Origin of the sequence: Bacillus sp. SJS (assembly GCF_000732485.2) — a bacterium.
Classification (GTDB): Bacteria; Bacillota; Bacilli; order Bacillales; family Bacillaceae; genus Metabacillus_B; species Metabacillus_B sediminis.
Map to the genome: position 1 here is coordinate 206,158 of NZ_JAQV02000015.1, position 27,000 is coordinate 233,157.

Sequence of the window (27,000 nt, forward strand, 5' to 3'; positions counted from 1 at the left end):
AAGGTATCTCCTCTTATCTTACTCTATTTCTAATATCGGCTGAAGGGGCAAAACCTTTAGCCTCTGATTAAAGTAAGCGACGAGACGTTTTTTGCTCCTGCTTCCTTTAGAAGCCTTGCTGCCTGGTAGATGGTATTGCCCGTTGTGTAGATATCGTCAACAATCATAATGGATAGACCCTGTAAATTTATCTCAGGATTACTTCTAAACAATGGCCCTCCGGAAAGGCGCTCTTTTCTGGATTTTTTGGACTGTTTTTCTGAAGCAATTCTTTCTAACGGATGCAGAATCTTGCGTCGGGTAATACGTGCGATCAGCTCAGCCTGATTAAACCCTCTTTCCATCAGGCGTTCAGATGACAACGGGATGGGAACTAAAATCGTTTTTCGGGGAATGCTCTTCGCAGCAGCCCGGATATCCTGTTCAAACAAACGGATGAGTTCCGCATCTCCCCGGAATTTGAATAGATTCATGACTTCTTTTACGGACTCTGTGTAGGAATAGATGGAATGGTTCTGAGTGAACACGTCTTTATACTCCGAGCTCTCGTTCCAGCGGAAACAATCCGGACAGAGTGACGCGTTTTCCATCGGCCTGCTGCATTTGGTGCATCTTGGGCCATAAATTTTTGTTAATTTTTCGATACATGGCACGCAGGCCAACGTATCCGGATCCGTACCAAGCAGGATTCCCCACGTGACCTGCTCCTTCATTTTATTGTGGCAAAGAATACACCAGGTCATCGAAAAGCCTCCCGGTTCATCTTTTTAATATGCAGTCTCGCCTGAATCATCGCATTCGTTTTGCCGTAGTGAAAAAACACGACGTCCCCCGCTGGGTAATCCTGATGGCGTCCCACCCTGCCGGCAATTTGAACAAGAGCGCTTTCCGTAAAAATATCCTCCTCCGCTCCAAATACAGCCACATCGGAATCTGGAACCGTCACTCCCCGCTCCAGAATGGTGGTCGTCACAATCAGTGGAGAAATCCTGTCCCGGAAACGCTGCACTTTTTCTTTTCTATCTGGATCTTCCGAATGGACTCCTTCTATTGAAGGATGGATATTCTGCAGAATGGCTGTGACATGATGAAGGGCCGGGATGTTGGGAACAAAAAGAAAAGCTGGCTTTTCTTCTTCAAGATGCTCCTGAATCCATTTTAGGAGGGGCTTAGGAAGCTTCTTCCGCTGAAGACGCCCTTTATAGCTGCCAATCCACTGAAAGCGCGGTATGGGAAGCGGATGCCCATGATAGCGTCCGGGGATTCGAACCGAGGGAAGCTTGTTTGAAAGAGCTCTTTTTTGCATTTCTTTAGAAGGGGTGGCGGTGAGGAAAATGAGGGAGCTCTCCGGTTTCCTAGCTTTCTGAACCGCTTCCTGCAGCGTTTGATCAGCTGAGAACGGAAACGCGTCGACCTCGTCAATAATGATGCAATCAAACGTTTGTTTAAACCGGAAAAGCTGATGGGCCGTGGATAGAACGAGACTGGAGGATTTGTAGCGGTCCCCACTTCCGCCGTATAAAGCAGCGGCATCGGCGTTTGGAAAGGCCTGTTGGAAACGCGGATACAGCTCAAGTACCACATCCGTTCTCGGTGTGGCGAGGCAGACACGCTTATTCTGCTTTAGTGCTTCTTCAATGCCTTGAAACAAAATTTCAGTTTTCCCCGCTCCGCACACAGCCCAGACGAGAAGCTCTGACTGATTCCCCATTGCATGCTTAATCCGATCAGATGCATGACTTTGAAGAGGAGAAAGCGTGCCGGTCCAGTCTAGACCTGAGGAAGATTGGGTTACCGGAGTGTCCCCCACCCAGCTATAAAGCGTTTCACACTCACTCACCCGCCCCATCATGATGCAGGACCGGCAATAGGTGCAGAGCTTGCCGCATTTGGCGCACTGGAAGGCAGCGAATAGGTGGCGCTGTTTATTGAGGCAGCGCGTGCATTGGAATTTTCCGTTTGTTCCTGTTACACCTTTCTCTTTTTGAATATCTTCGCTTTCGAGCATTTCTAAGGGGAATGGAATTTCAGAGGCCAGGAGGTGGCGGCCTGAGAGGTGGTGCTTTATATCAGTAAGCATAGACGGACTCCTTTTTGAGTCTATTATGAAGAAGGATTATTAGACTGTCTAAGCTGGAAAAGGATAAAATTCCAATTGAAAATTTACTATATCGGTCTCTTTCTTCATTAATTCTTATTTTTTCAAGCTCATTTACTCTTTTGATAAAATCAGAAAAGAATAGTGCGCATCCTTATAAGCATGCTGAAGTTCAATAATAGAGCCTGTTAACCTTGAGAGCGGGATAATAGCCATAATCGAAAGGAGGATTATTGCTGCGAGGAACATTTGTCTGGCCTTTTTGTAAAGGATTACAGCTGCTCCTATGAACAGCACAAGGTTAAACGAGTAAAGACCAATACCTAAACGGGAGAGCCCGATTTCTTGGATTGCATCACGGAAGTTTTGCAAATCAATAAGATTCTCCTTGCTTTCTTTTATCCTCCGAGTATCTCCCTTATGCCCGATCGTCCAAAACACGGTCTCCTTTTCTTTCATTATTTTCACATGGTACCCTCCTGCTTCTTCCTCCCCCATCCAAATAGATGAAACCGCAAATACTGTAGAGTGGCTAGTTATCATGAAAAGAAGCAAACATATTCCGAAGAAGGTTTTCAATCCAGCAGCCTCCAATCAATTTTACATTTATTTCTATATACCCCGATCAATAAAAAAACAACCAGCCAAAAAAGACTGATTGTTTTCCTTATTCCATATACCATCCGAGCCCCAGTGCACCTTCCCCTAAATGGGTTCCGATTACAGCACCAAAGTAGCTGAGGTAAAACTTGACGTGCGGGTATTTCGCTTCAAGCTCTGCCTTCATGGTCTGTGCTTCGTCCGGGCGATTGGCGTGAATCACTGCCGCTCTCATCGGAAGACCAAGCTTTGCGTCCTCTTCAAAAAGCTCATAGATCCGGTTGACCGCTCTTTTCCGGGTACGGATTTTTTCGTACGGTACAATCACTTTATTTTCAAAGTGAAGCAGCGGTTTAACTTGCAAAAGACTTCCAATCAATGCCTGAGCGCCATTTAAGCGGCCTCCGCGCTGAAGGTTGGAAAGGTCGTCCACCATGAAGTAGGCGCGGACGCTTTTTTTCATTTCTTCAAGCCGCTTCATGATCTCTTCCGGATCTTTGCCATCACGCGCCATTTCTGCTGCTTCGATGACGTAGAATCCCTGAACCATGCAGCTGATTTCAGAGTCGAAAGAAAAAACACGGATTTTTTCAGTCATGCTTCCAGCTGTAATGGAGCCGTTGTAGGTTCCGCTGATTCCGGAGGATAAGTGAATACAAATGACCGCGTCGTATTGCTTGGAAAACTCTTCGAAAAGGTCGAGGAATTTCCCGACTGGAGGCTGAGAAGTGGTCGGAAGCTGGTTACGGGATTTTACCTCTGTGTAAAAAGCCTCTGCAGTCAGTTCCAGCTCCTCCTGATATGTCTCGCTGCCAAAAATAACGCTGAGCGGAATAAGATGAATATCCAGCTCTTTCAGCAGCTCCTTAGGTATGTAAGCTGTACTATCGGTTAAAATTGCCGTTTTCATCGTCAAAAGAAACCTTCCTTATAACGTATTTAAATAAATGAGTTCAAATGGATTACTCTCTATTCTATAGAACTTTACGTAAAATTTCATTAAATGTTTCATTTAATTTTGGAAGGGAACGGAAATGGGACTTAATTCTTGGGTGGTTGATTTTCTATTTGTGGATCGAAAGCGGATTTAGAAGCGCGGGATTGTCGAATAGCAACGGGTTAATGTCGTTTATCAGCGGGAATTTGTCGGATAGCAACGAGAATTTGTCGATTATCAACACCAGCCTGTCGAATAGCGACTAGTCGACAAACACCGACTTTTTTCGCCCCAGCCATGCTCCATCCCGCCGCCCCCACGCGCGCAGTTCCACCCCAACCCACCGCAACCGCACCGCAAAAATACACAAAAAAAGCTGAACCCCATTAGGACCCTCGTCCGTCAGGTTTCAGCTTTCCAGTATAAATTCTATAATGGCTTACCTTAGCGTACTTCTACCCAGCCGTTTTTGATCGCTACAACTACCGCTTGTGTACGGTCGTTTACGTTCATTTTTTGAAGGATATTGGATACGTGATTCTTAACGGTTTTTTCACTGATGAATAGAGCTTCACCAATTCCACGATTGCTTTTACCGTCTGCAAGCATTTGAAGAACCTCGCACTCGCGTCGAGTCAGGATATGAAGCGGTCTGCGGATTTCAGGTTGTAGCTGCTGCCCGCTGCCGCCTGCACCTGTTGTAGCCAGTCTGCGGAATTCGTTTACAAGATTGTGCGTTACTTTTGGATGCAGGTATGATCCGCCGTCAGCAACGACTTTGACTGCTTCGATTAGTGTGTCCGCATCCATTTCTTTTAGAAGGTAGCCGCGAGCACCAGTTTTAAGCGCACGGGTTACATAGTTTTCATCATCATGGATGGATAGAATGATTACCTTCGTTTCCTGGTTGGCTTCAACGAGCTGCTTTGTCGCTTCCACTCCGTTTACGTTCGGCATATTTATATCCATAATGACAACGTCCGGCTTATGCTCGTCTACGATACGCATTGCCTCATCGCCGTCGTCACCTTCTGCTACTACTTCAAAGCTTGGTTCGAAATCAAGAATTCGTTTAACGCCTTCTCTGAATAACTGATGATCATCAATAATTACAATTCTAGTTTTCATGGTCAATAATACGCCTCCCAACTCACTTCATTCTAGTCCAATCCTCATACCTACCGTCAATGAGCCTTTTGTCGCTAGTTTTCCGCTTTGCCGCAGCGAAGGAATCCCGCAAGGTCATGACTTTTTGCTTAACGTTTTTCTAATTTCTTTCCTAATTCAATGGTAGAGCAGGATGCTTGCAAATGAAACATCTAAAATATGGAAGGAACTTTAATCATAATGGTCGTTCCTCCACCAATTTTCGACTCAATGTCCATCTTGCCGTCAAGCAGTTCGACCCGTTCCTTCATTCCGACAAGGCCGAAAGATTTATTCTTTTTCTCCTTCAGCTCACTGAAGTCAAAGCCGCTTCCGTCATCCTTGATCAGCAGGTTAACGTATTCCTTGGTAACCTCGACTTTAACCGAGATTTCTTTCGCCTGGGCATGCTTTAAAGCATTGGTGACGGCTTCCTGCGCCAGCCGGAAAAGCGCCACTTCAAATCGCGGCGGAAGTCTTCTCTCCTCCGCTTCGCCAAAGCTTTGAAAAAGCATTTTTGTTTTTCCGTTGTATTCTTCAATCGTATGTAAGTATTTTCTTAACGTTGGAATTAACCCAAGATCATCCAGTGCCATAGGCCTTAGGTCGTAAATAATTCTTCTTACCTCATAGAGAGCATTGCGGACATTTTGACGAAGATTGCGGATTTCCTTGAATCCTTCTTCGGTACCCCGATCCCTGAATATGCGTTCTAGCAATTCAGAGCGCATCATGACATTTGCGAGCATTTGCGCAGGCCCATCATGGATTTCACGCGATACCCGTTTGCGTTCTTCCTCTTGTGCTTCGATGATCCGCAGCCCGAAATCCTGTTTCGCCTGGGCATCCTCAAGCAGCATCCCTACCTGGCGCAGATCCTGGCTTAAGTAATTAAGGACAACCCCAATTTGAGTGACAAGCGCTTCAGACCGTTCGATGATCTCCTGCAGTCCGAGCAATCTTCTCTCCAGCTCGTCCCGGCGGTCGCGAAGCTGTTTTTCACGGTGCTGCATCGTCGTCAGTTCAACCTGCAGGGCATGAGCTCTCTCATACGCTTCCCGAATTTCATTTTCTGTAAACCGATTGAAATTTTTGCTTACTTCTGACAGCCGTTTTCTTGCATGCCTTGCCTGGATCTCAAGCTTGTCCCCCGCATCAATCACATCATTTACCTGTGTTTTAATGAGTGTCAGCTCTTCAACAAGCGACTCATATTGAGTACGCGACTGCTCGCCGATTGCAAAGATTTCCCCTTTGCTTCCGTCCACTGTGGAGATCATCTTATTGAGAATTTCATCCAGGACTACGCTGTCCAGCTTTTTGGTATTCACCAGAAATTACCTCCATTGCTGTAAATGTCATGATTATGTTATGAGATTGTGATTGAAGTCATATATGTGCCGCTATATAATGGAATAATGCAAGCGTAAAAAAACGCTCGCAATTGGCAGAAAAATCTGATGGAACAAGCATACCGGATTTTTTCCGTGTAAGCCAGGAGGTGTACAAACATGCTTTCTATTTATTATACAGCAAAAGGCAGCGGAGAGCATGAGATAACCATCCAAAAATCCCGATTTATCTGCCATATTAAGCGTGTTGAAACAGAAGAAGACGCTCAGGCGTTTATTCAGGAAATCAAGAAAAAGCATCACCATGCCAATCATAATTGTTCGGCCTATTTAATAGGGGAAAGAGATGAAATCCAAAAGGCGAACGATGATGGAGAGCCAAGCGGAACAGCTGGAGTTCCGATGCTTGAAGTACTGAAGAAACGCGGTCTTAAAGATACAGCTGCTGTTGTGACCAGATATTTTGGCGGCATCAAGCTCGGTGCAGGCGGCTTGATTCGCGCATATGGCCAGGCAGTTTCAGAAGGATTAAACCATACAGGTATAGTAGAGCGTAAATTAATGAAAATTATGCATACTAAAATCGACTATACATGGCTTGGGAAGCTTGAAAACGAGCTTCGGTCCTCAGAATACCTCATTAAAGAAATACATTATTTGAACGATGTAGAGATAGAGACTTTTGTTGCTTCAGATCAAACGGATACCTTCACCAAGTGGATGACAGAATTGACAAACGGCCAAAGCGAAATCACGCAAGGAGATGTCACGTATTTGGAAGAAGAGGTTAGTTAGGAGAGTATGGTATGGCAGAATACAGACGCGTAGTCAGAAAGAAGAAAAAGAAAAAATCGGTTTTTAAACGAATTATGTTTTTTTTACTGCTCCTGCTGTTACTTGTCGGCGGATACCTCGCCTTCATGTTCGTATCAGCATGGCAGGCAGCGGACAGATCTTACGAAAGCCTTGAACGGGGAGATAAATCCGCATTAAGGGAACAAGCGGTTGAGCTTGCTAAAGATCCTGTTTCCATTCTAATAATGGGTGTTGAAGATTACTCAACCGGCGGAGAAGGCGGACGAAGCGATACACTGATCGTCATGACGCTGAATCCTAAGGAAAAATCGATGAAAATGCTGAGTATTCCCCGTGATACACTCGTTGATGTAGAAGGTCACGGCGAAACGAAAATCACTCATGCTTATTCATATGGAGGAAAAGAGTTAACGGTCCAGACAGTTGAAGATTTCCTCGATATTCCAATTGACTATTATGCAACGGTAAACTTCAAAGCCTTTAAAAAGGTCATTGATGAGCTTGGCGGCGTAGAAGTGAACGTTCCATTTGATTTTTATGAAAAAAGTGATGTAACAAACAAGCGCATCTACTTTAAAGAGGGTAAGCAAACTCTTGATGGAGAAGAAGCCCTTGCCTATGCAAGAATGAGAAAACGCGATCCGCGCGGAGACTTTGGACGGAATGACAGACAAAAAGAAATCATTACCGCCATCATTAAGAAAGCAACCACTCCTCAAAATATTTTGAAGGTGGATGACATCGCGAATCAGATTTCAGAAAATGTTGAGACAAATCTTCGCATTTCAGAAGCGATGGGCTTCCAGCAATCCTACAGCGGATTTAAAACCGATAAGATTGATCAGCTGAAGATTGAAGGCGAAGATTTAAACTTAGACAGCGGCTATTACTACAAGCCAATTGAAGAAAAATTGGATCTCGTTAAAGAAGAACTCCAGGCGCATTTAGAACACAAAAAGGTTAGCATCCTTGAAGAGCAAAACGAAAATCCTCTTGCGGAAGAAGATTTGGATAGCGGAAACTAAAGACCCATGGCCTCCATTTTTAGGAGGCCCTTTCTATTTCAGCATAATAGTTATTTAGACCCTTATACCGACAAGTTCTTTTTACTCTTGTTTTTTCCTTATTATTCTATAAAAATTAAAACATTAAATTATAAGGTAAATTTCTTAACAAATAAAGACAAAAACTTTAACAATTTGTAAAAATGTGCGAATTTATACAGACATAGTATGACCTTTTTGTTAAAATAAAGACAAAAATAGCCTCTGATACCAATTCAGAGGCTATTTTTTTGGGAAAATACTCATGGGAGGGAATACCAATCAAACGTAATAAATTGGTTCGTTCGTTCGTCTGTCTTAGCGTTTTGGCTACTATGCCTATTCAGCCAGGTACTGCATCTGCAGCTGAATATCCTTATACAGGAGTAACAGTTTCTGGAAGCACCAGTATTCATCGAGGTGCAGAAAAAGATTACAAGATTACTAAGACCATCTCTTCATCTGAATCTGTAGCTGTTTTAAATGAGTTCACAAATAAAGCGAATGAAACATGGCTTCAAATCAATCATGAAGGAACGACCGGCTGGGTAATGGAATCCCAGATTAAAGAACTTGATAACCCTGTACCTTTCGCATTCATCGCAAGTGACGAAGCAGCGGTTCACCGCAGTGCAGAAAGCTCATCAACTGTGTCTGCCGAACCGGGAAAAAATACGATGGTTGAAATCTCAAGCAGTTTTGTAAATAAGGAGCAGGAAATTTGGTATCAAGTAAAAACCGCTGACTGGTCAGGATGGATCCATTCCGATCAAATCAAGTTTAAACCGGAAGCCTTTACCGCTTACAATACAAGCAAAAATCAGGAAGTAAGAAGCGGAGCTGCTCCCAATTACAGACTGCTGCAAACCTTAAAGCAAAATGAATCCATAAAAATTACGGATTTCTTTATTAACTCAGCCTCCGAGCCTTATTACGGAGTGGAGCTTTCCAACGGTACGAAAGGCTGGACGAAAGCCCAAACACTTACTTACTCTTACAAAGCTGCACCCGCTGCCATTCAAAAAACGGTTTATGCAAAACTGAACCCTACGAGCATTCACCGTTCAGCCGATTCTGCTGAGCGTAAAGTTTACGAGACTCCTATGAATGAAGAATTAGAGATTAAGAGTGAATTTACAAACAAAGCAAATGAAAAATGGTACCAGGTTGAATATCAGACCGGAAAATATGGCTGGGTAAACAGCGCACATACCTCCACATCTCAGACCATTAACGGCACCTTTTATGTACAGGTGACAGAAGCCAATGTCCGCTCTGGTGCGTCAACCGATTACCGAAAGCTCAGTGCTTTAACAAAGGGAACCGCAATAAAAGTGGTGGATCAATTCACTAACAAAAGCGGTGAAAAATGGTACAGAGTCCAGCTCGGCAGCAGCACCTACGGTTGGGTTTCCGCCTCCCTTTTAACTGAGAAAGCCGTATATCTTAATACAAGCATGTACATCGGTACATACAAATCAGAATTAAGAAGAGGCGCAGAATTCAGGTATGCTGTGACTGAAAAACCTGCATATGGAACTAAAGTTACCCTTCTGTCGCAAATAATAAACGGCAACGGGGAAACATGGCTGAACATCCAAACTTCCAGCGGAAAAAAAGGCTGGATACCGCAATGGGAAGTCTATAAATCTCTCACCGACCGGACCTTTGTTTATGCGAAGGCTTCCGACAGCGTGCGGTGGTCAGCATCTTCCTCCCAAAAAGCAGTAGCTTCCGTTCACACAGCCGACTCACTCGTCCTTCTTCGGGAATTGAACGGCTGGTACAACGTTGAGACGTCCAAAGGAGTGCGCGGATGGATTCCGGCTGCAAGCACAGTTGCGACACCGCCCGCAAATGTCCTCGTTCCCCGGGTAACAACGATAGGCAAAAGCACAGAACTGTCTTGGCTAAAATCGAAATCGGTAAAGGTTAACTTTGACTTCCTTTCAGATCGTACTGCTTACATCAGTACAAAAGGACTTGCACTAAGGGTTCCCGATACAAATGTAGAAGGAGTTACCATCACCCAGGTTGATGGCGCGATCAAAGTAACGCCTAAACCAGGCTATTCCATTACCGTTCATGATAAAAAGGACCGTTTTCAGCTTCTGATCCATGAAATTGGGGTAGCCGGGAAAACGATTGTCCTTGATGCGGGTCATGGCGGGAGCGATTCCGGTGCAGTAGGTCCTACCAAGCTGTACGAGAAAGATGTGACGCTTGCTGTCACAAGATATTTGGGCGATATTCTGAAAGCAAATGGAGCGAATGTCATTTACACGAGAACATCAGACATTTATCCTTCTCTGGATGATCGTGCGGAGCTTTCCAATAACTCAAGTTCAGATATTTTTCTGAGTATTCATGCCAATGCCAACGTAAACCGCAGTGCAAAAGGTACAGAAACCTATTTTAACGTTGCCACCAATCCGAATGGCCAAAAGAGCAAAACACTCTCTACGAACATTCAAAGAGAATTGGTAAATCAAATCAATACAACCAACCGGGGAGTTAAAGAAGCAGGCTTCGTTGTTATTAGAGAGAATGAAGTGCCAAGTGCTTTAGTGGAGCTCGCTTTCATCTCCAATCCAACTGAAGAAACGATGCTTCGGTCTGACGCGGTGAGAAGAAAAGCTGCACAAGGCATCTACAACGGAATTGAAGACTACTTTAATGGAGGCAACTGATCCCGATGAAAAAAATGAAAATTGCCTTAATTTTTGGCGCAGGAATCATTGCAGGGAGTATTTTTACTCCCCTTGCCACCTCACAAGCAAGCAGCAATCTTGTACTGGCAAGTGTAGAGTGGGTCACATCTCAGCTGACACCGATTAATAACCGGGTTGCGAGCCTTGAAAGAGAAGTTCAAACTCTAAAGCAAATGAATACAAATCCTGCATTGCCTTCAAAAGTGTATGTAAAAGCTGTAATCGCTGACGTCCACTCCGGTGCGATGGAGCATTACAGAGTACTCGCTAGTATTCCAGTTTCACAGATTCTAAACGTTTCTCAAGAAATCACTTCTGAGGACGGAAAGTATTACAGAGTGGAATACAGTACTGGCAATACCGGATGGATCCCTGCTTCTGAAGTCAGTACCGCTCCTGTTGCCAAACCAGCTTCCTTTATTGTCAAAACTCCAGGAGCTGTATATAGCGGAGCATCTGTTACAGGCTACAAAAAAGTAGGTTCGGTTTCTGAAGGACAAACCCTTAAGTATGTGAACGCCTTTAAAAACCGCTCCACAAAAGAAGTCTGGATCAACGTTCAGCTTTCAAACGGAACTAAAGGATGGGTCAAGCAGCAATCCGGCGAGGTGAAATAACGCCATGAATACGAAAACTCTTGTTGGAGGGGCGCTGCTGTCAGCAGCCCTCCTCTTCGGATTTAGCCCGGCCGGCCAAGCCTATGAAAAACAAACGTATGCAAATGAAACAAAAGTTCAGCTTAAGAAAGCCCCAGCTCTTCAAGTTCAGCTCAACGGACTTTTTGAAATGGAAAACCTGACCTCAAGAGAAAAAACACTTCTCGTTCCATCTGCAAATGTGACCCTTTCTGCGAGCAGCGGAACCGCTAAGCTTACTGCAGGGTCGGACTCCTATTCAGCCGGTGCAGGGTTTAGAATTTCAGAGATTGCGAACCCTCCTGAAAAATATGTGAAATTTACAAGTCCTACAGAAGTGCGGACGGGAGCTGGCGACAGTTTCGCCTCCCTTCGCACAATGAAAAAGGTTGAGGCGGCAGAATACCTTTCTGAAACCGACAGCTCAGGAGTAAAATGGTTCAATGTAAAGCTGCCAGACGGCAAACAAGGATGGGTTTCATCCAATACATCGATTGTTGAGTCTAGCCCGCTAAGCTTATCCTTATTCAAATACAGCACCCTGCAATACCGGGGAAGCTTTGAAGCAAAAGCGGACGGCAATTTGGCAGCACTCTACAACCTTTTAAGCCTTGAAGATTATCTGAAAGGCGTTGTTCCGAATGAAATGCCGGCAAGCTGGCATCCTGAAGCCCTTAAGGCCCAGGCTATCGTAGCACGAAGCTATGCCGTTAACAGTATGGGACTCTCCAATACGGCGAAAAGCCAGGTCTATAATGGCTACACAAAAGAGGATCCACGCTCAAACGCAGCTGTCACCGCAACAGCCGGTGTCATGGCGAAGCATAATGGCAAGCCCGTGCAAACGTTCTTCTATTCGACAAGCGGCGGACAAACGGCCAATGCATGGGACGTCTGGGGATCCAGTCAAACCACCTTCCCATATTTAAAAAGTGTAGCAGATCCATATGAATCATCCATCCACAGCAGCTGGACGGACACCTTCCGCTCCTCAACCATTTTAGGGAAATTCGGCTTCAATCCGGATACAACCGTTCTGTATGATATTAAAGCCATACCAACGGGCCAAAATGGAGAAATCGGCAAGGTGACGGTTACGACATCTGCCGGAAGCAAAACTATCAGCGGAAAAGAAGGCGAGATCAGGTCGCTTTTCCCAGTGGCCAAATATTACAACCAGCTCCGATCTAACTGGTTCACTATGAACCCTGTTAAATCATATACAGTAAAAGGCACCGGCTCCGCCGTACAGGAGCAATTTTCCGTAGCAGGGAGCACCGTCATGGCAGCGGATGGAACAACATCCACAGTTCAGGGAGCACAGGTGAGCATCCAAACGGCTTCCGGTGAAGTCACGCAAGAATCCGATCCTGCAACAATTACCATCAACGGCAAAGGCTGGGGACACCGCATCGGCATGAGCCAATACGGCGCCAACGGCTTTGCCCAAAAGGGTTACAAAGCAGAAGCAATCGTGCAGCATTACTTTCCTGGTACGGTAGTGGGGAAATAAGAGGTATGTGTGGACAGCCCTGGTATTTGGGGCTGTTTTTTTGTTTGGGTTTGTGGTGGGGCTGGGGGTTTGCACTGACCCCCGTTTCGCTAAAGCACGAAACCTCCGTCCCCGCTTCTCACCAGGCCTTGCCCCCCAGCACTTGTGGCGGTTCTTGCTCTTTCCCCCACTGCGTTACCATGATGAGGGTCAGTGCAATGCACTGACCCCCGTTTCGCTAAAGCACTAAACCTCCGTCCCCGCTTCTCACCAGGCCTTGCCCCCCAGCACTTGTGGCGGTTCTTGCTCTTTCCCCCGCTGCGTTACCATGTTGGGGGTCAGTGCAATCAAAGGTATCCTCTTTTCAAAAAACCAGCACGGCGCCTGACCCGCGCTCTATTAACGAACTAAAGCTCCGGCACCTTCTTTCTAAACCCTTGGTACATAAGGCATTACAGTTCCATGCCTCTGTCCCCAATTGCGGTGAAGCATCGCGGGACTGGCACCGTGCCTGACCCGCTGCTTACTGCCAGACTAAAGCTCCGGCACCATCACCCACAAGCCCTTGCAGCTCAAGGGCTCAGAGGTCTCGCCCTCCTTCCCCACTTGCTTTAAAGCACAGCGGGACTGGCACCAAGACCAGCACTTTCCACCACTATTACAAAGCCAAACCACCTCCCCCCCTCCAAAACAAAAAAACCCCCGCGCACCCGCAGGGATTCTCACTCCACTATTTAAGAATATCCTCTTTCGGAGACTCGTCTCCGTTTATGACATAGTACCGGTCTCCATGCTTTTGAAGAATCCAAAAGTAGTTTCCGCCTATTTTTGATTCTTCAAGCACGACGGTCCAGTCTTCTTTATATTCTTCTTTCAGCATATTGACTGCTTTTTCCTTGAGCTTGCTTTTTTCAATCGGAGTAAAGGTGAATTTTTCGATTCCTCCGACTTGTTTCACTTTGTCGGAAAACATAATTTTGCTGATTTCCATGTCATCTTTGCTGATTCCTGATTTGCTGAAATGCTCGTAAAACTTATTCATATCGTCATTTTGAGCATCCATATATACGTTTTTAACTGTTTCTGCTGCGGCTGCCATTTCTTCCTTTGCATTGGCTTCGGGGTCTTGGCATGCTGCCATGAGAACGATGGATAGGATTATCCATACGCTTAGGATCCATTGCTTTTTCATCTGATTCCGTCCTTTTAACATATGATATCTCTATTATAGAGCGGACGGTACAAAAGAACTAGGTCATCTATTGTTAAAATTATGTAAAGGGACCTCCCAATGGAAGGTCCCTTTACAATCAGGATGGCTGTTCGTCCAGCCTGTTTTTTCGGTGTTTCGAAATCATCCGGTATAGTAAAAGCAACACATATGGGGTCAGCAGAATAATCAGTACGGATACCCATAATGTGTTCAGAAGGAAATCAGCAAATCCGCCAATGACGACCCGCGGAATGTTGACCGTAAAGAAAACGAATAAAGCTAGAAACAGCGGGTTTTTTGGAAGACGGATAAAGATCATATAGACAAGCTGAATGACAAATCCAACATAAATCGTTCCAATGATAACCCCTGCATAGCCGAAGTTTGCATACGCTTCTGCTGCGAACAGCGTATTCAGCACTCCTGCCGTTCCCTCTTCTACCCGCTGCGGATAGAAGACTTCCATTGCTAATCTCGCTGATCGTATCTGTTCCATATCATAGAGTCCGATCAATGATGAAGGAAGGCTTCGTCCATTTAAAAGATCCAAGCGGTCTGTAAACAAATCAAGGTGCAAATAAAACGGAGCGACCTGGGACAATAAAATCCGGCCAATCGGTCCCCTGTTATAGGATAGGAAGCTCGATGGATCCGTTACCCCTTGAATGAATACATACATCACTACTAGGAGTACGACTCCAAGGCCGCCAAGTACAGCTAAACGGAACCAGGTCAGTTTGATGATCTTCAAGTAAATCAATAGCAGGAGCACCATGATCATGTAAAAGAAAATCGGTGCCTTTGATAAATCGTATACTGACAGGAACAGCGCTCCCCCGGTTGTTAGAGCAAATAAGAAAAACCACCGGTACTGTTTCCGCTGAATAAAATAAATGAAGGTGATCATCGACAAAATCGGTGCCAGCGCAACTCCAAAGACATTGCGGATAACCGTGCTGCCTTTAAAGTCATGAGAAGCCGTAATTCGAAGCTGAGCAAGATTATCAGAACCCTTCAATAGCTCTAACAAAGGGATTGTGTCAATTTTCAGGATCGTATAGCCAATCGCTCCCATTGAAAGCATCGTGAAAAACGCATACAGGTAAAACATCTGGTTTCCGTTTTCCTCACGATAGACAGGGGCCTCCATATAGCTCCTGAACTCTTTTTGCCCATCAAAGGATGCAAGCTTGCTCACTAAGAACATCGTGAGCGGCATGGCAACCATGATGAAGCAGATGAAGAAAAATCCCTGATAGCGGAAATAATCATCGGATAGCAGCTCAATCATATAGTGCTCATCAATATTGAGCACAATCAGCAGAGAGCCTATAAAGGTGGAGGCAAGCAGAGAATAATAAAAGGTAATGGATATTAAGTTTGGGGTTAACAGGGACATGGAGCCTGATACTTTTCTAAACAAGATAAACGATAGAACCAGTACCGCAGCCCAAATCAAGAAATAAACCATAATACGACCGTAACTCCTTTGTTTAAAAGATAAGCGGGCACCACGATGCCCGCTCTAAATTTACTTCTTGAGGTGGTCGACCAAATGCTTTGCACTGTCTCCGTCGCCAAAAGCCGGCTCATAAGCGGATGTGTACTCGCTATTGACTGCTTCCAAAATCTTCTCCGTGTCAGAACCAACTAAGATGTTTCCTTTGTTCTGAACCGTTTCAATCCATTCTGTTTCTTCTCGCAGTGTTACACAAGGGATTTGCAGGAAGTAAGCTTCCTTCTGCACTCCGCCTGAGTCTGTAAGAATTTTCTCTGCTTCGCTTTCAAGACGAAGCATGTCAAGGTACCCAACCGGCTCAATCACTTTAAGGTTCGGTACGTCCTCAAGATTAATGCCGTAGCCCTCAAGCTTATGCTTTGTACGAGGGTGAATTGGCCAGACAAGCGTCTTATCAATTTGCTTGAACGCATCCAGAATGTTTTGCATTTTCTCCGGGAAGTCCGTATTCTCTGCACGGTGCAGAGTTACAAGGTGATAGCCTTTGCTCTCTAAGCTGTGCTGTTCAAGGATTTTGGAATCTGTTGCAAGCTTTTGATTGTACATAACGGCGTCATACATCACATCGCCAACGTTGAAGACGTTATGTGTAACATTCTCGTTTTTCAGGTTTTGAATTGCTGTATCTGTCGGGCAGAACAGGTACTCAGATACGTGATCCGTCATGATGCGGTTTACTTCCTCCGGCATTTTTTTATTGAAAGAGCGAAGCCCCGCTTCAATATGGATAACCGGAATATGCATTTTGGATGCCGCAAGTGCACCAGCTAACGTTGAATTCGTATCACCGTAAACAAGAACGTAAGCAGGCTCTTCCTTCACTAATACCTCTTCAATTGCCGCTAGCATTTCACCAGTTTGTTTTCCGTGCGAGCTGGAACCGACGTTCAGATGATAATCCGGCTTCGGAATATTCAGCTCATCGAAAAAGATGTCTGACATGTTTTTATCATAATGCTGTCCCGTATGGACAATAATTTCGTCAAAGGATTTGCGAAGCTCTCTGGATACAGGAGCTGCTTTAATAAATTGAGGTCTCGCCCCGATAATTGTTACAACCTTCAAGCTGCTTCCTCCGTTCTTCCCTTTTTACGCAGAGTCAGTAAAACTCCGCCGTTAGTAAGCAAGAAAAATGCCCAAGGCACAAGTACAAGCCAAACGCTTAAGTCTGAGAAATCCAATATGTATTGGACCGCTGCAATGGAAAGGATGCTTGTGATGAACATGAAAATCAGTTTGCCTACCGGTGTTGGTACGTGGTAGGTCTTTTGGCTTCTGATGAAGATGGCAACCGTAGCATATGCATAGGAAATTGTCAGAGCCAGTGCAGCTCCCCACAAGGAGAAAACCGGAATTAACGTTACATTTAGTATTATGCTAATAACAGCAGCTATACCAAAATGAAGCGAAATGGGCTTAGTTTCTTTTTTAATAAATAACCCTACTGAGATAATTAAATAGTAGAAGTTTAAAAAAGCTCCAAGACTAAGTAAAGGGATATAGACACTAGCTGGGTTAAATTCCGGTTTTGCCTGGAAAACGGCAAGGAAGATAGACGGAATAAAAGTAGCAATCCCCATTAACCCGACCATACCAATGGCAAAAATGATGACGTAAACACTCCCAAAGATGTTCTTTGCCTCCGGTTTGTCTTTAATTGACATAGAGTAGGGCCGCCAAGCCATCTGGACTCCCGTTGTAAGAAGCGTAATGACTGTCGCAAATTTAAATGCCGCCCCGAATAAGCCAGCCGCATCCTTACCTTCAATATGAATCAGGAAAAAGCGGTTTGATGATGCAATCAGCCAGAACGCCAGTGAAGCAGGAACCAAAGGAGCTGCATAAATCAAAATTTCCTTGATGATCTCTTTATCAAATCTAATGGAAAGCAGCTTTTTAAACTGCGGAAGGAAAAATACAATGATAATTCCTGCTGCAATCAGCCTTCCATACATAATCATGTCAATTTCCTGAGCTGTAAATTTGAGAAGGAGATAAGAAAAAAGTGCGACCATTCCAAGTCTTGCAACCGTGGCGATGACAACGCGCCAGGTTAAGAACTCAAATCTAAAATAGGTCAGGAGCAGGGTAAGAACCGCTTCTAGAACGAGAACTAAAAATGCCAGCTGTACCGTCTTTTCAAATCCTGATGAACCGGCTACAAGTTGAGAGGCCCATCCGCTGAAAACAAATGTCAGTAAAAATAAGCCAAGGGCTACGCAGAAACGGAAGAGCAGTACATTTCGTACATAATCCATTTTGCGATGAGCATGTTTCTTTTCGAAAAAGTAAAAAGCCAAGGCAGAGTCTGTTCCAAAAATAATAAAAAACGTCATCAGATTGGTAAAGGAATCAATCGTTTCAAATACTCCAAATTCAGCTCGACCAAGCATGATGCCGTAAACCGGAGTCATTATGAACGCAATAAGCTTCGTCCCAACATTCATTAAAGCATAAAGGAGGGCATCCCCTCCAAAACGCTTGAGTTGCTTTAGCAAGTTACAGCAGCTCCCTCTTATCTACCGGTCTGAGGAATTTTGCAGGGAGTCCTTTGACGACGGTTTCGGCTTCTGTGTCTTTGGTGACTAGAGCGCCGGCTGCGACGAAGGTTTCTTCTGCGACTGTGATGCCTGGCAGGATGATGGAGGCACCGCCTACGCGGGCTCCTTTTTTAACGGTAGCGCCTTTGATTTTGTCAAAGCGCTCTTCTGTGCGTCCCATGAAGTTGTCATTCGTTGTGGTTACGCATGGTGCGATGAAGACAAAGTCTTCTAGCTCTGTATAAGCGGTAATGTATGAGTTCGATTGAATTTTCACACGGCGGCCGATTTTGACGTGGTTTTCAACGGTTACGCCGCGGCCGACGATGCATTCATCTCCGATTTCTACATTTTCACGGACACTTGCAAGGTCCGCAACCAGCGTGGAATGGCCAATTTTTGCACCCGCGTAAAGAACTGCGTTGCTTCCGATCGTCACATTGTCGCCTAGTTCAAGCGGTGCCATTGCACTTGTTAGTTTGACTGTACTTGTTTTCCCCGGAGTCGGCTGCTTGCCGATTACTGCTCCATCAGCAATGCGTACGCCGTCTCCAACAACCGTTCCTGCATAAATGGTCACGTGGTTTCCAATGGAAACATTCTTCCCAATCAGAACGCCTTCCTCAATCACATTAAAGTGGCCAAGTACAACGGAATCATCCAATTTCACCGAGTTGTTGATTACATTCATCGAACAACGCTCCCTCTTACAGTTTTGTATAGTTAGCAGGCTTGTTCTCTACATGTTTCATCGCATTACGCGTGTCAAATAGGGAACGGCTGTGTTTTCCGATCATTTCATAATCAAATGTGCTGTGATCTGTTGTCAGAAGAACCAGATCAGATTCTTCAAGCAAGCCTTCCGTCATTGGAACCGTTTCTACTACTCCCCCGCGAAGCTTGAAAGAAGTAACGAATGGATCCACCACTCTTACATCAGCACCCTCTTCAAATAGGGAGTCTAGGATGTGAAGAACTGGAGATTCACGAACATCGTCGATATCTTTTTTGTATGCTACACCAAGAACGGTTATTTTTGCACCGCGCATAGCTTTTCCATCTCTGTTCAATAGACGCATGCTGCGCTCTACTACGTGCTCAGGCATTGCGTTGTTGATCTCGCCTGCAAGCTCGATTAGACGAGTGTGGTAATTATATTCACGTGCTTTCCAAGTCAGGTAGAATGGATCGATTGGAATACAGTGTCCGCCAAGACCAGGTCCCGGATAGAATGCCATAAATCCGTAAGGCTTCGTTTTTGCTGCATCAATCACTTCCCATACATCGATGCCCATACGTTCGCAAAGGATCGCCATTTCATTCGCAAGAGCGATATTGATGTGGCGGAACGTGTTTTCAAAGATTTTCTCCATTTCAGCAACCGCCGGACTGGAAACTTCAAATACTTCCCCTTCAAGAACGTGACGGTAAAGGGAAGAAGCCACTTTCGTACAGTTCGCTGTAATTCCGCCAACTACTTTAGGCGTATTTTTCGTTTTGAATTCTTTATTACCCGGATCCACACGCTCTGGAGAATACGCTACGAAAATATCTTCTCCAATTACATAGCCTTTATTTTCAAAAGCAGGGACAACGATTTCTTCTGTTGTTCCAGGGTACGTTGTTGATTCAAGAACAACAAGCATTCCTTTATGTGCAAAATTTGCAATTGCGTTAGAAGAGCTTTCTACATAAGAAGTATCCGGCTGCTGATGGTGATCAAGCGGTGTTGGAACACAGATTGCCACTGCATCTACATCCTGAATTCTTGAGTAGTCTGTTGTCGCTTCAAGAAGACCGTTTGCAATGATTTCCTTCAGGTCTTCGTTTACAACGTCGCCGATGTAGTTGTTACCGTCGTTTACCATGTCAACGCGGGATTGCTGTACATCAAAGCCGATTACTTTATAGCCGGCTTTCGCTTTTTCAACCGCAAGCGGAAGTCCTACATAACCTAATCCAACGACACCAATCGTTGCATTTTTTGATTCTATTTTCGAAAGCAACTCATCAATATGAGCTCCCATAGTCGTTCATCTCCTTAGAATATCTCACTCTTATTTCGTTACTGCTGGTTTTGAAAGAAACACTTTTTTGCCTGTTTCGGCAGACTCTAAAATCGCATTGATCAGCTGAATCGGAGCATGTCCGTCAAGACCTGTGACGATTGGGTCACGGTCTTCCTTAACCGCTGCCGCCATATCCTCTATGATCCACTGATGTCCAGGCTTACCGAACGGATCCGCTTCAATTTCCTTCATAGCGGATTCACGGTCTTCATCCGTTTCCCCTTCAAAATCCCACGTCTCAATAAAGTTCGCATTGCGTCCGCTGATTTTGGCGCTGCCTGTCTCTCCAAATATCGCCAATGATTCTTCAAGGTTCTTCGGATAAATCGTTGTAGCTGCTTCAATGACTCCAAGAGCTCCAGATTCAAACTCTACCACACTGACAGCCAAGTCTTCGGTTTCGATTTTACGGAAACGTGTAGTCGCCATAGCCTGTACACTTTTCACAGGTCCCATGAACCATAGAAGCAAATCGAGATTATGAATCGCCTGGTTCATCAGAACGCCGCCGTCAAATTTCTTTGTACCGCGCCATGGAGCCTGATCATAATACTCTTGACCGCGGTTCCATCTTACGGTTGCGTTGGCATGGCTGAATTTCCCGAACTTGCCGGCATCCATTTGCTCGCGGAGCTTGCGGATGGCCGGACGGAAACGGTTAGGATGGACAACGGAAAGCTTCACACCGTTTTTCGCTGCCGCTTCCATGATTTTCTCGCTGTCATCATCTTTTAGCGCCATCGGCTTTTCAACGACAATATGCTTCCCGTAAGACGCCACAAGGGACGCAAGCGGCTCATGCAGTCCGGATGGAGTACAGATGTTCACGACATCCAGGCCTTCCTGCTCCTTCAGCATTTGCTCAAGATCGGTATACGTGTTGACTTTGCCTTCGTATTCAGCAAGGCGATCCGGATTTGTATCACAAACCGCAATCAGGTTTGCCCCGGCTGCATCCTCAATCGCCTGGATGTGTTTTTTCGCAATGAAACCCATTCCTACTACTGCAAAATTAACCATGAATCTCCGCTCTCCTTGCATCACCTATATATTTCGCCAGCATCAGGCCAAGCAATGTTAAGAACAAGCCCAAAATAAAACCGACGATAGCATTAGCTTTTGCGTTGTTGTCTTGTTTTGCTACTTCTTTGCTGAGCATTTTTGGCTCTTTGAATAAAAGCAGGTCCGTTTTATTTCCCTCTATTGAATCATCATAATCAGAAATTAATTTTTCTTCTTTTGATACCGCATCTGCCAGAATGGTTAACTCTTCACTGTTCAGGTTTCCATTGTCAGATTGAATTTTGTCTGACATGACGCTATAAGATTTTTCAACTGATTCCAGTCGTTTTTCATACTTTTTTTGTTTATTTTCTGTTAATGCATAGCGTTCATTATATTCCTTTAACAATTCAGCATTATATTCTTCCGATGCCTTATTTAAAAGATCCTCTACTGAAGCTTTATCTTTGCCCTTTACAGAAAACTCCACTTTTGATTGACCTAATACTTCAATTTTAAGCTTATCACCAAATTTTTCTTGATAAACTGATTCAAGAAGCTCTGGATCCGTTAAATAATCTGATTTCGTAGTAGACGTATAGAAATTCGCTTTTCCTTCATACCCTTTGCTCACCGCAATGGATAATCCATAAGCAAGAATCGCAGCCACAACGGGAATTCCAACAATGAGCCATTTCTTTTTCCAAAAATACATTAAGTATTCATAAAGATAGTCACGTTTTTCCATGCGTTAACTCCTTGTGAGATAGTAAATGCGGTTAGCCTATACAAACAAACAAGCCCCTTTTACCGGTAGGATTTCCCGGCAAAAGGCGACTTATAGCGTTTTAGTTATAAAATTTTTCGATGCACTCGACTACGTAAGTTTGCTGTTCTTCCGTAAGCTCTGGGAACATTGGAAGGGAAATTGCTTCTCTTGCAGCCTTATCGGACTCAGGGAAGTCTCCTTCTTTGTAGCCAAGCTCTGCGAATACAGGCTGAACATTCAATGGCAGCGGATAGTAGATCATCGTTGCCACGCCTTGCTCTTTCAAGTACGCTTGAAGCTCATCACGGCGGTCAACACGGATTGTGTACTGGTGGAACACGTGATGGCGGTCGCTTACCTCGATTGGTGTAACGACTTTATCCTGAAGCTTGTTCTTAAGAAGTGCTGTGTAGATATCTGCACGTGCACGGCGCTTTTCGCTCCACTCATTCAAATGAGGGAATTTAACGTTCAATACAGCAGCCTGCATTTCATCAAGACGGCTGTTATATCCCAGCACGTGGTGGTAATATTTCGGCTTGCTTCCGTGAACGCGGATGACGCTCATTTTTTCAGCAAGGTCCTCATGCTTTGTTACGATCATACCTGCATCGCCGTAAGCACCAAGGTTTTTCGTCGGGAAAAAGCTGTATGTAGCCGTATGGCCATACTCCCCTGTGTGCTTTCCTTTATAAGTGGCACCGATTGCCTGAGCTGCATCTTCTACAACAAAAATGCCGTGCTTGTCCGCAATTTCCATAATGCGGTCCATTTCAGCCATTTGTCCGTATAGGTGAACAGGGATAATCGCTTTTGTTTTAGGAGTGATTTTCTCTTCAATCAGCTCCGGGTTAATATTGAATGTTACCGGATCAATATCAACGAATACAGGCGTTGCTCCGCAGCGGGCAATGGCTCCAGCTGTTGCGAAGAACGTAAACGGAGTCGTGATTACTTCATCACCAGCCGTTACGCCGCATGCCTGCAAAGAAATATGTATAGCGTCACTGCCGTTGGCTACGCCTACTGCATATGGTACGTTACTGAATTCAGCTACGTCAGTCTCCAATTTTTTCACATTGCTTCCCAGGATAAAACGTGTAGATGTCATCACGTCATCCAGTGCTTTCAGCATTTCGTCCCGCAAATTGGAATATTGTTCGGAAAGATCTAACATAGGCACTTTCATACAGTATCTTCTCCTTAGCATCATCTAATTTTCAGTACCGGAAATCGCTGCTTTAATACCAGCAATCTGGGCGGTCTGTTTTTTTTCATACTTTCTCATTTTAGCATAATGGAGCAGGTTTTTGTCAGAGAGAGGCGAACGTCATACAATTGTTAAAGCTGTATTATGTTTAACATGACCTTGTTTCATTCTGCTTACTCCTGTCACGCATTTTTGCCAGCAGAAACGACCTTTTTCTCCCTTTGTCAAATAGATAAATTTCCACCTAGTACACAATATCACATGTGCCTTGAAATTAAAACAGTTCATACCAGGGTTGAAAACCTTTCCAATGCATTTTTTTCAAATAAATCCAAAGAATTTCAGGGATTATGTTATAATGTGCATGTTTAATAGGAAGAGAATCGATAAACTGCAAAAAAATGCAGGAGAAAAATCGACCCTCAGACAACACAGTCTGAAAGGAAACTTCAAAGTGGGAGCGCGTCTAAGATGTCAATTATTTATGAAAAGTACATGGAGCTCAAATCAAAAAATCAAATAAAGAAGCTTCATAAGATAGTAGAAAAAATCAATGCCCTGGAAGATACGTACAAAGGATTGACCGATGATCAGCTGCGTATGAAAACCTCCGCCCTCAAAGAATCCCTCCAAAACGGAAAATCGATGGAAGATATCCGTCCCCATGCATTTGCTTTGGTTAGAGAAGCGGCTAAACGCACAATTAAACAGCGCCACTATGACGTTCAGCTAATCGGCGGACTCGTGCTATCCGAAGGAAACATCTCACAAATGCAGACAGGTGAAGGGAAAACCCTAGTCGCCTCTCTTCCAAGCTTTCTTTTTGCTCTTCACGGAAAAGGTGTTCACGTCATTACCTCAAACGAATACCTTGCGAAGCGCGACTTTGAACTGATTGGACAAATCCACCGATTTCTCGGTCTTGAAGTGGGCTTAAACCTGTCCGAAATGGATACAGAAGAAAAGAAGCAGGCCTATCTGTGTGATATTACGTACGGAACAGGAAATGAATTCGGATTCGATTACCTGCGTGATCACATGGTCAATCAGCCTTCCGAAAAAGTTCAAAGAGGACAAGCCTTTGCCATTCTCGATGAGATTGACAGCATTTTGATCGATGAAGCAAGAACACCACTCATCATCGCGAACAAATCCGGTGCTTCTATCGAGCTTTTTGAAATTACTTCCATGATCGTCAAGTCCTTTAAAAAAGGCGAAGAAATTGAAGTTGACCTCCCTTCCCGCCAGGTTCATTTAACGGAAAAAGGGATTGAACGCATTGAAAAGACGTTTGGAGTCGATAACCTTTACTCAACCGATCATCAGGTTCTCTTCCATTATATAAATCAGTCCCTTCAGGCTGAATTTATCCTTCGCCGCGATGTAGATTACATCGTGAAGGAAGGAAAAATCGAGCTGGTTGATGCCTTCACCGGACGTGTAATGGACGGCCGAAACTTGAGCCACGGGCTTCATCAGGCAATTGAAGCAAAAGAAGGTCTTGAAATTAATGAAGAAAATGTCACTCAGGCAACGGTTACCGTTCAGAACTATTTCAGAATGTATTCCATTCTTTCCGGAATGACCGGAAGTGCGATTCCTGCCCAAAAAGAGTTTATGGATATCTACTATCTGGATGTTGTTGAAATCCCAACCAACCGTCCAAAACGCCGTAAAGACGAGCCTGATCTTATCTATCAGACACTAAACCAAAAATATAAACGGATTGCCGATGAAGTGAAACACATAAGTGAGACAGGTCGGCCTGTGCTTATTGGAACAACCTCTATCCATCAATCCGAGATGCTTTCTGCCTACTTAAAAAAGGCAAAGGTCACTCACCAGCTGCTTAATGCCAAAACAGAAGAACAGGAAGCCAAACTGATTGCTATGGCTGGACAGCGAGGCCAGGTAACGATTTCCACGAACATGGCCGGCCGTGGAACAGATATCCTGCTCGGTGAGGGAGTTGCCAAGCTCGGCGGACTCCACATTATTGGTACGGAACGACATGAAAGCGAGCGTGTGGATATGCAGCTCCGCGGACGTGCAGGCCGTCAGGGTGATCCAGGTTCCTCTCAGTTTATTGTGTCACTCGAGGATGACCTCTTGAATCAATACGATGATGAAGAACTGGAAAAGTGGCTTAAAAAGATGAAGGCCGATGAAACCGGTCTAGTCATAAGCCCTGATCCGCGCAAGTTTATGGATAAAGTACAGGAAACCATTGAAAATCAGCATTTCTCAGGACGCGTTCATTTGCTGAAGCTTGAAGACCACCTGGATCAGCAGCGTAAAGCGATTTACGGGATTCGAAACACTCTACTTGACAGCGAGGAGCTTTCCTCCTCCCTAATTGAACAGTTCAGAACTGTTTACCAGGAGACACTGGATGAGCTGTGTCCTCCTAATAAAACACCTGAGGAGTGGGATACCCCTGCCCTTTACATGAAGCTTCAATCCATCTTCCCTCTCTCCACTGATGCCGCCTCACTGGCAGGAAGAGAACGTGAAGACATAGAGGACATGCTTGAAAAAGATGTAAACGCGTATCTATTAGGACTAAGCAAAGTAGATGAAGACGAAAGCATTGCCCAGCAAGCAAGAAGCTTCTCTCTTTCCTTGCTCGATCAGGCATGGATTGCCCATCTTGATGTAATGGATGAGCTGAAGGAAGGCATACACCTCCGTTCGTATGGGCAGGAGGATCCGTATCGCCTGTTCCAGCTTGAGTCGCATCATTCCTTTGAAGAAATGCTGAAGGAATACCGCCATGCTTTATTTGCAAAAATCCAATTCATCCTGCCTAACACTCAGGAAATGGAGGGAATTCAATCATGACAACCAGCACAGCGGACCAAACCGCCCTTTCCTTCCACCCTTCCTGGGAGGTAAGCAAGCAGGAGCATTATGTTTATCAATATCACCTTCTTCAGCTCGACCCGCTTGAAGAGAGCCAGCTCTCTATCTCAGGTCTAAAGCTTGAAGCATACGATGACTTCTTTTCTATCACTTCTTTTATAAGAAGCACAGTCAGCAAACCGCTTCAATTCGAAATGCTGCAGCTCCTTCTATTGGATGAAAATCAGGAAGTCGTTGCACGCGAGACATTTGATATGGAGCATTTTGGAGAACTTCCTCCAAACACAGCGCGTCCATGGAGATTCCTTTTCGGCATGGACACCCTGCTGGAAGGAAAAGAAATCCCGGCCGACAGCTGGACGATTGCGTTCGAGCTGAAAAAGAAAAATGAACACGTCCTAGACCTTGATCCATCCTGGAAAGAAGGGCTCACACCTGAGCAGACAAAGCACCTTGAACAAATGGTGCTGGACTTGCCGCCGATGGGAGCAAACGAACTGAACATGATGGGACTCGAGGCCGCCCTCAGTCCGGCAGGCGACTTAAAAATATCTCTGCTGATCCGGAACGGCAGCCTGAATAACGTAAAACTTGAGCAAATCCCTCTAACAGTTGAAGATGCTGCCGGCGACATCGTAGCAAACGGTCTGTTTAAAACCGAAGGCCTCGAAGTTAAAGGCAACACAAGCAAGCCTTGGAGCTTTGTTTTCCCGAAGGATATTATTAGAAAAGAAAATCCCGATTTCACTACCTGGCGCCTTTACCCGCCACAGGGGTGAGAATTGGACTGGCAGCAGGAATCCTTTTGAAGGGTTCCTGTTTTTTTGTTTGTGGGTGCTGGGATTTGGTTTGCTGAGTGGAGGGTATATTCTATTTCGTTTACAGGGTGTGCAGTTGCACTGACCCTCCATACTTTAAAGCAACGGGGGCCAGAGGTTAAAACCTGCAATCTTTTTCGGGACAAGGGCTTAGCAGGAGCAGGGACG

At 44.9% G+C, this 27,000-nt stretch carries 22 protein-coding genes; 7 read left to right on the forward strand and 15 right to left on the reverse strand.

The window, feature by feature from the left end:
- Nucleotides 1–56 precede the first annotated feature (56 nt).
- The 6 genes from AS29_RS08135 to AS29_RS08165 form a co-directional block, all read right to left on the reverse strand.
- Complete coding sequence (locus AS29_RS08135) at nucleotides 57–743, reverse strand: ComF family protein (RefSeq protein ID WP_035404810.1); 687 nt, start codon at nucleotides 741–743, stop codon at nucleotides 57–59.
- Complete coding sequence (locus tag AS29_RS08140; protein WP_035404811.1) at nucleotides 740–2,080, reverse strand: DEAD/DEAH box helicase; 1,341 nt, start codon at nucleotides 2,078–2,080, stop codon at nucleotides 740–742. The genes AS29_RS08135 and AS29_RS08140 overlap by 4 nt, the downstream gene beginning before the upstream one ends.
- Nucleotides 2,081–2,212: 132 nt before the next feature.
- Entirely contained in the window at nucleotides 2,213–2,566 is a 354-nt protein-coding gene (locus tag AS29_RS08145; protein ID WP_156505899.1) for a hypothetical protein, read from the reverse strand.
- Nucleotides 2,567–2,765: 199 nt separating this feature from the next.
- Complete coding sequence (locus AS29_RS08150) at nucleotides 2,766–3,608, reverse strand: DegV family protein (RefSeq protein WP_035405051.1); 843 nt, start codon at nucleotides 3,606–3,608, stop codon at nucleotides 2,766–2,768.
- 471 nt (nucleotides 3,609–4,079) lie between these two features.
- Nucleotides 4,080–4,763 (reverse strand): response regulator, encoded by a 684-nt coding sequence (locus AS29_RS08160; protein WP_035405052.1) that lies wholly within the window; start codon nucleotides 4,761–4,763, stop codon nucleotides 4,080–4,082.
- A gap of 191 nt (nucleotides 4,764–4,954) precedes the next feature.
- Nucleotides 4,955–6,112, reverse strand: a complete 1,158-nt coding sequence (locus tag AS29_RS08165; RefSeq protein ID WP_035404817.1) for a sensor histidine kinase — start codon at nucleotides 6,110–6,112, stop codon at nucleotides 4,955–4,957.
- A 180-nt stretch (nucleotides 6,113–6,292) separates the two neighbouring features.
- Between AS29_RS08165 and AS29_RS08170 the strand changes: the two genes are divergently transcribed.
- The 5 genes from AS29_RS08170 to AS29_RS08190 all read left to right on the forward strand — a co-directional run bounded on the left by AS29_RS08170 (nucleotide 6,293) and on the right by AS29_RS08190 (nucleotide 12,851).
- A complete protein-coding gene (locus AS29_RS08170; RefSeq protein WP_035404818.1) occupies nucleotides 6,293–6,928 on the forward strand; it encodes a YigZ family protein in 636 nt (211 codons plus the stop codon).
- An 11-nt stretch (nucleotides 6,929–6,939) separates the two neighbouring features.
- The gene (locus AS29_RS08175; RefSeq protein ID WP_051860521.1) at nucleotides 6,940–7,974 is read left to right on the forward strand and encodes an LCP family protein; all 1,035 of its coding nucleotides are present in this window, start codon (nucleotides 6,940–6,942) and stop codon (nucleotides 7,972–7,974) included.
- A gap of 269 nt (nucleotides 7,975–8,243) precedes the next feature.
- Nucleotides 8,244–10,682 carry an N-acetylmuramoyl-L-alanine amidase gene (locus AS29_RS08180; RefSeq protein ID WP_156505900.1) on the forward strand — a complete coding sequence of 813 codons (2,439 nt, stop codon included), beginning with the start codon at nucleotides 8,244–8,246 and terminating at the stop codon, nucleotides 10,680–10,682.
- Nucleotides 10,683–10,687: 5 nt separating this feature from the next.
- Nucleotides 10,688–11,320 (forward strand): SH3 domain-containing protein, encoded by a 633-nt coding sequence (locus AS29_RS08185; RefSeq protein ID WP_035404820.1) that lies wholly within the window; start codon nucleotides 10,688–10,690, stop codon nucleotides 11,318–11,320.
- A gap of 4 nt (nucleotides 11,321–11,324) precedes the next feature.
- Nucleotides 11,325–12,851 (forward strand): SpoIID/LytB domain-containing protein, encoded by a 1,527-nt coding sequence (locus AS29_RS08190; protein WP_035404821.1) that lies wholly within the window; start codon nucleotides 11,325–11,327, stop codon nucleotides 12,849–12,851.
- 709 nt (nucleotides 12,852–13,560) lie between these two features.
- Here the strand turns inward: AS29_RS08190 and AS29_RS08195 are convergent.
- The 9 genes from AS29_RS08195 to AS29_RS08235 form a co-directional block, all read right to left on the reverse strand.
- Complete coding sequence (locus AS29_RS08195; RefSeq protein WP_156505901.1) at nucleotides 13,561–14,022, reverse strand: hypothetical protein; 462 nt, start codon at nucleotides 14,020–14,022, stop codon at nucleotides 13,561–13,563.
- Between the two features lie 118 nt (nucleotides 14,023–14,140).
- Complete coding sequence (locus AS29_RS08200) at nucleotides 14,141–15,514, reverse strand: oligosaccharide repeat unit polymerase (RefSeq protein ID WP_051860522.1); 1,374 nt, start codon at nucleotides 15,512–15,514, stop codon at nucleotides 14,141–14,143.
- A gap of 60 nt (nucleotides 15,515–15,574) precedes the next feature.
- The gene (gene wecB / locus AS29_RS08205) at nucleotides 15,575–16,627 is read right to left on the reverse strand and encodes a non-hydrolyzing UDP-N-acetylglucosamine 2-epimerase (protein WP_035404823.1); all 1,053 of its coding nucleotides are present in this window, start codon (nucleotides 16,625–16,627) and stop codon (nucleotides 15,575–15,577) included.
- Complete coding sequence (locus AS29_RS08210; protein WP_035404825.1) at nucleotides 16,624–18,060, reverse strand: oligosaccharide flippase family protein; 1,437 nt, start codon at nucleotides 18,058–18,060, stop codon at nucleotides 16,624–16,626. The genes wecB and AS29_RS08210 overlap by 4 nt, the downstream gene beginning before the upstream one ends.
- Before the next feature lies 1 nt (nucleotide 18,061).
- The gene (locus AS29_RS08215; protein WP_035404826.1) at nucleotides 18,062–18,793 is read right to left on the reverse strand and encodes an acyltransferase; all 732 of its coding nucleotides are present in this window, start codon (nucleotides 18,791–18,793) and stop codon (nucleotides 18,062–18,064) included.
- A gap of 16 nt (nucleotides 18,794–18,809) precedes the next feature.
- Nucleotides 18,810–20,129: a nucleotide sugar dehydrogenase gene (locus AS29_RS08220; RefSeq protein ID WP_035404827.1), complete on the reverse strand. Its 1,320-nt coding sequence runs from the start codon at nucleotides 20,127–20,129 to the stop codon at nucleotides 18,810–18,812.
- Between the two features lie 30 nt (nucleotides 20,130–20,159).
- On the reverse strand, nucleotides 20,160–21,191 hold the full coding sequence (locus AS29_RS08225; protein WP_035404829.1) for a Gfo/Idh/MocA family protein: 1,032 nt from the start codon (nucleotides 21,189–21,191) through the stop codon (nucleotides 20,160–20,162).
- Nucleotides 21,184–21,921: a hypothetical protein gene (locus tag AS29_RS08230; protein ID WP_035404830.1), complete on the reverse strand. Its 738-nt coding sequence runs from the start codon at nucleotides 21,919–21,921 to the stop codon at nucleotides 21,184–21,186. Before AS29_RS08230 ends, AS29_RS08225 begins: the two co-directional genes overlap by 8 nt.
- A gap of 100 nt (nucleotides 21,922–22,021) precedes the next feature.
- On the reverse strand, nucleotides 22,022–23,131 hold the full coding sequence (locus AS29_RS08235; RefSeq protein WP_035404833.1) for a DegT/DnrJ/EryC1/StrS family aminotransferase: 1,110 nt from the start codon (nucleotides 23,129–23,131) through the stop codon (nucleotides 22,022–22,024).
- Nucleotides 23,132–23,623: 492 nt separating this feature from the next.
- Between AS29_RS08235 and secA2 the strand changes: the two genes are divergently transcribed.
- Both secA2 and AS29_RS08245 read left to right on the forward strand, forming a co-directional pair.
- The gene (secA2, locus tag AS29_RS08240) at nucleotides 23,624–25,993 is read left to right on the forward strand and encodes an accessory Sec system translocase SecA2 (protein ID WP_051860523.1); all 2,370 of its coding nucleotides are present in this window, start codon (nucleotides 23,624–23,626) and stop codon (nucleotides 25,991–25,993) included.
- Nucleotides 25,990–26,793: an accessory Sec system S-layer assembly protein gene (locus AS29_RS08245; protein ID WP_051860524.1), complete on the forward strand. Its 804-nt coding sequence runs from the start codon at nucleotides 25,990–25,992 to the stop codon at nucleotides 26,791–26,793. The genes secA2 and AS29_RS08245 overlap by 4 nt, the downstream gene beginning before the upstream one ends.
- The last annotated feature ends 207 nt before the right edge of the window (nucleotides 26,794–27,000 follow it).

Bases quoted from the DNA above. Each gene is read 5' to 3' on its own strand.
- AS29_RS08135 (WP_035404810.1), bottom strand. From the start codon at position 743: ATGACCTGGTGTATTCTTTGCCACAATAAAATGAAGGAGCAGGTCACG.
- AS29_RS08150 (WP_035405051.1), bottom strand. From the start codon at position 3,608: ATGAAAACGGCAATTTTAACCGATAGTACAGCTTACATACCTAAGGAG.
- AS29_RS08190 (WP_035404821.1), top strand. From the start codon at position 11,325: ATGAATACGAAAACTCTTGTTGGAGGGGCGCTGCTGTCAGCAGCCCTC.
- AS29_RS08245 (WP_051860524.1), top strand. From the start codon at position 25,990: ATGACAACCAGCACAGCGGACCAAACCGCCCTTTCCTTCCACCCTTCC.
- AS29_RS08215 (WP_035404826.1), bottom strand. From the start codon at position 18,793: ATGAATGTAATCAACAACTCGGTGAAATTGGATGATTCCGTTGTACTT.
- AS29_RS08175 (WP_051860521.1), top strand. From the start codon at position 6,940: ATGGCAGAATACAGACGCGTAGTCAGAAAGAAGAAAAAGAAAAAATCG.
- AS29_RS08170 (WP_035404818.1), top strand. From the start codon at position 6,293: ATGCTTTCTATTTATTATACAGCAAAAGGCAGCGGAGAGCATGAGATA.
- AS29_RS08140 (WP_035404811.1), bottom strand. From the start codon at position 2,080: ATGCTTACTGATATAAAGCACCACCTCTCAGGCCGCCACCTCCTGGCC.
- AS29_RS08195 (WP_156505901.1), bottom strand. From the start codon at position 14,022: ATGAAAAAGCAATGGATCCTAAGCGTATGGATAATCCTATCCATCGTT.
- AS29_RS08220 (WP_035404827.1), bottom strand. From the start codon at position 20,129: ATGGGAGCTCATATTGATGAGTTGCTTTCGAAAATAGAATCAAAAAAT.
- AS29_RS08225 (WP_035404829.1), bottom strand. From the start codon at position 21,191: ATGGTTAATTTTGCAGTAGTAGGAATGGGTTTCATTGCGAAAAAACAC.
- AS29_RS08160 (WP_035405052.1), bottom strand. From the start codon at position 4,763: ATGAAAACTAGAATTGTAATTATTGATGATCATCAGTTATTCAGAGAA.
- AS29_RS08230 (WP_035404830.1), bottom strand. From the start codon at position 21,921: ATGGAAAAACGTGACTATCTTTATGAATACTTAATGTATTTTTGGAAA.
- AS29_RS08235 (WP_035404833.1), bottom strand. From the start codon at position 23,131: ATGAAAGTGCCTATGTTAGATCTTTCCGAACAATATTCCAATTTGCGG.
- AS29_RS08185 (WP_035404820.1), top strand. From the start codon at position 10,688: ATGAAAAAAATGAAAATTGCCTTAATTTTTGGCGCAGGAATCATTGCA.
- AS29_RS08200 (WP_051860522.1), bottom strand. From the start codon at position 15,514: ATGGTTTATTTCTTGATTTGGGCTGCGGTACTGGTTCTATCGTTTATC.
- secA2 (WP_051860523.1), top strand. From the start codon at position 23,624: ATGTCAATTATTTATGAAAAGTACATGGAGCTCAAATCAAAAAATCAA.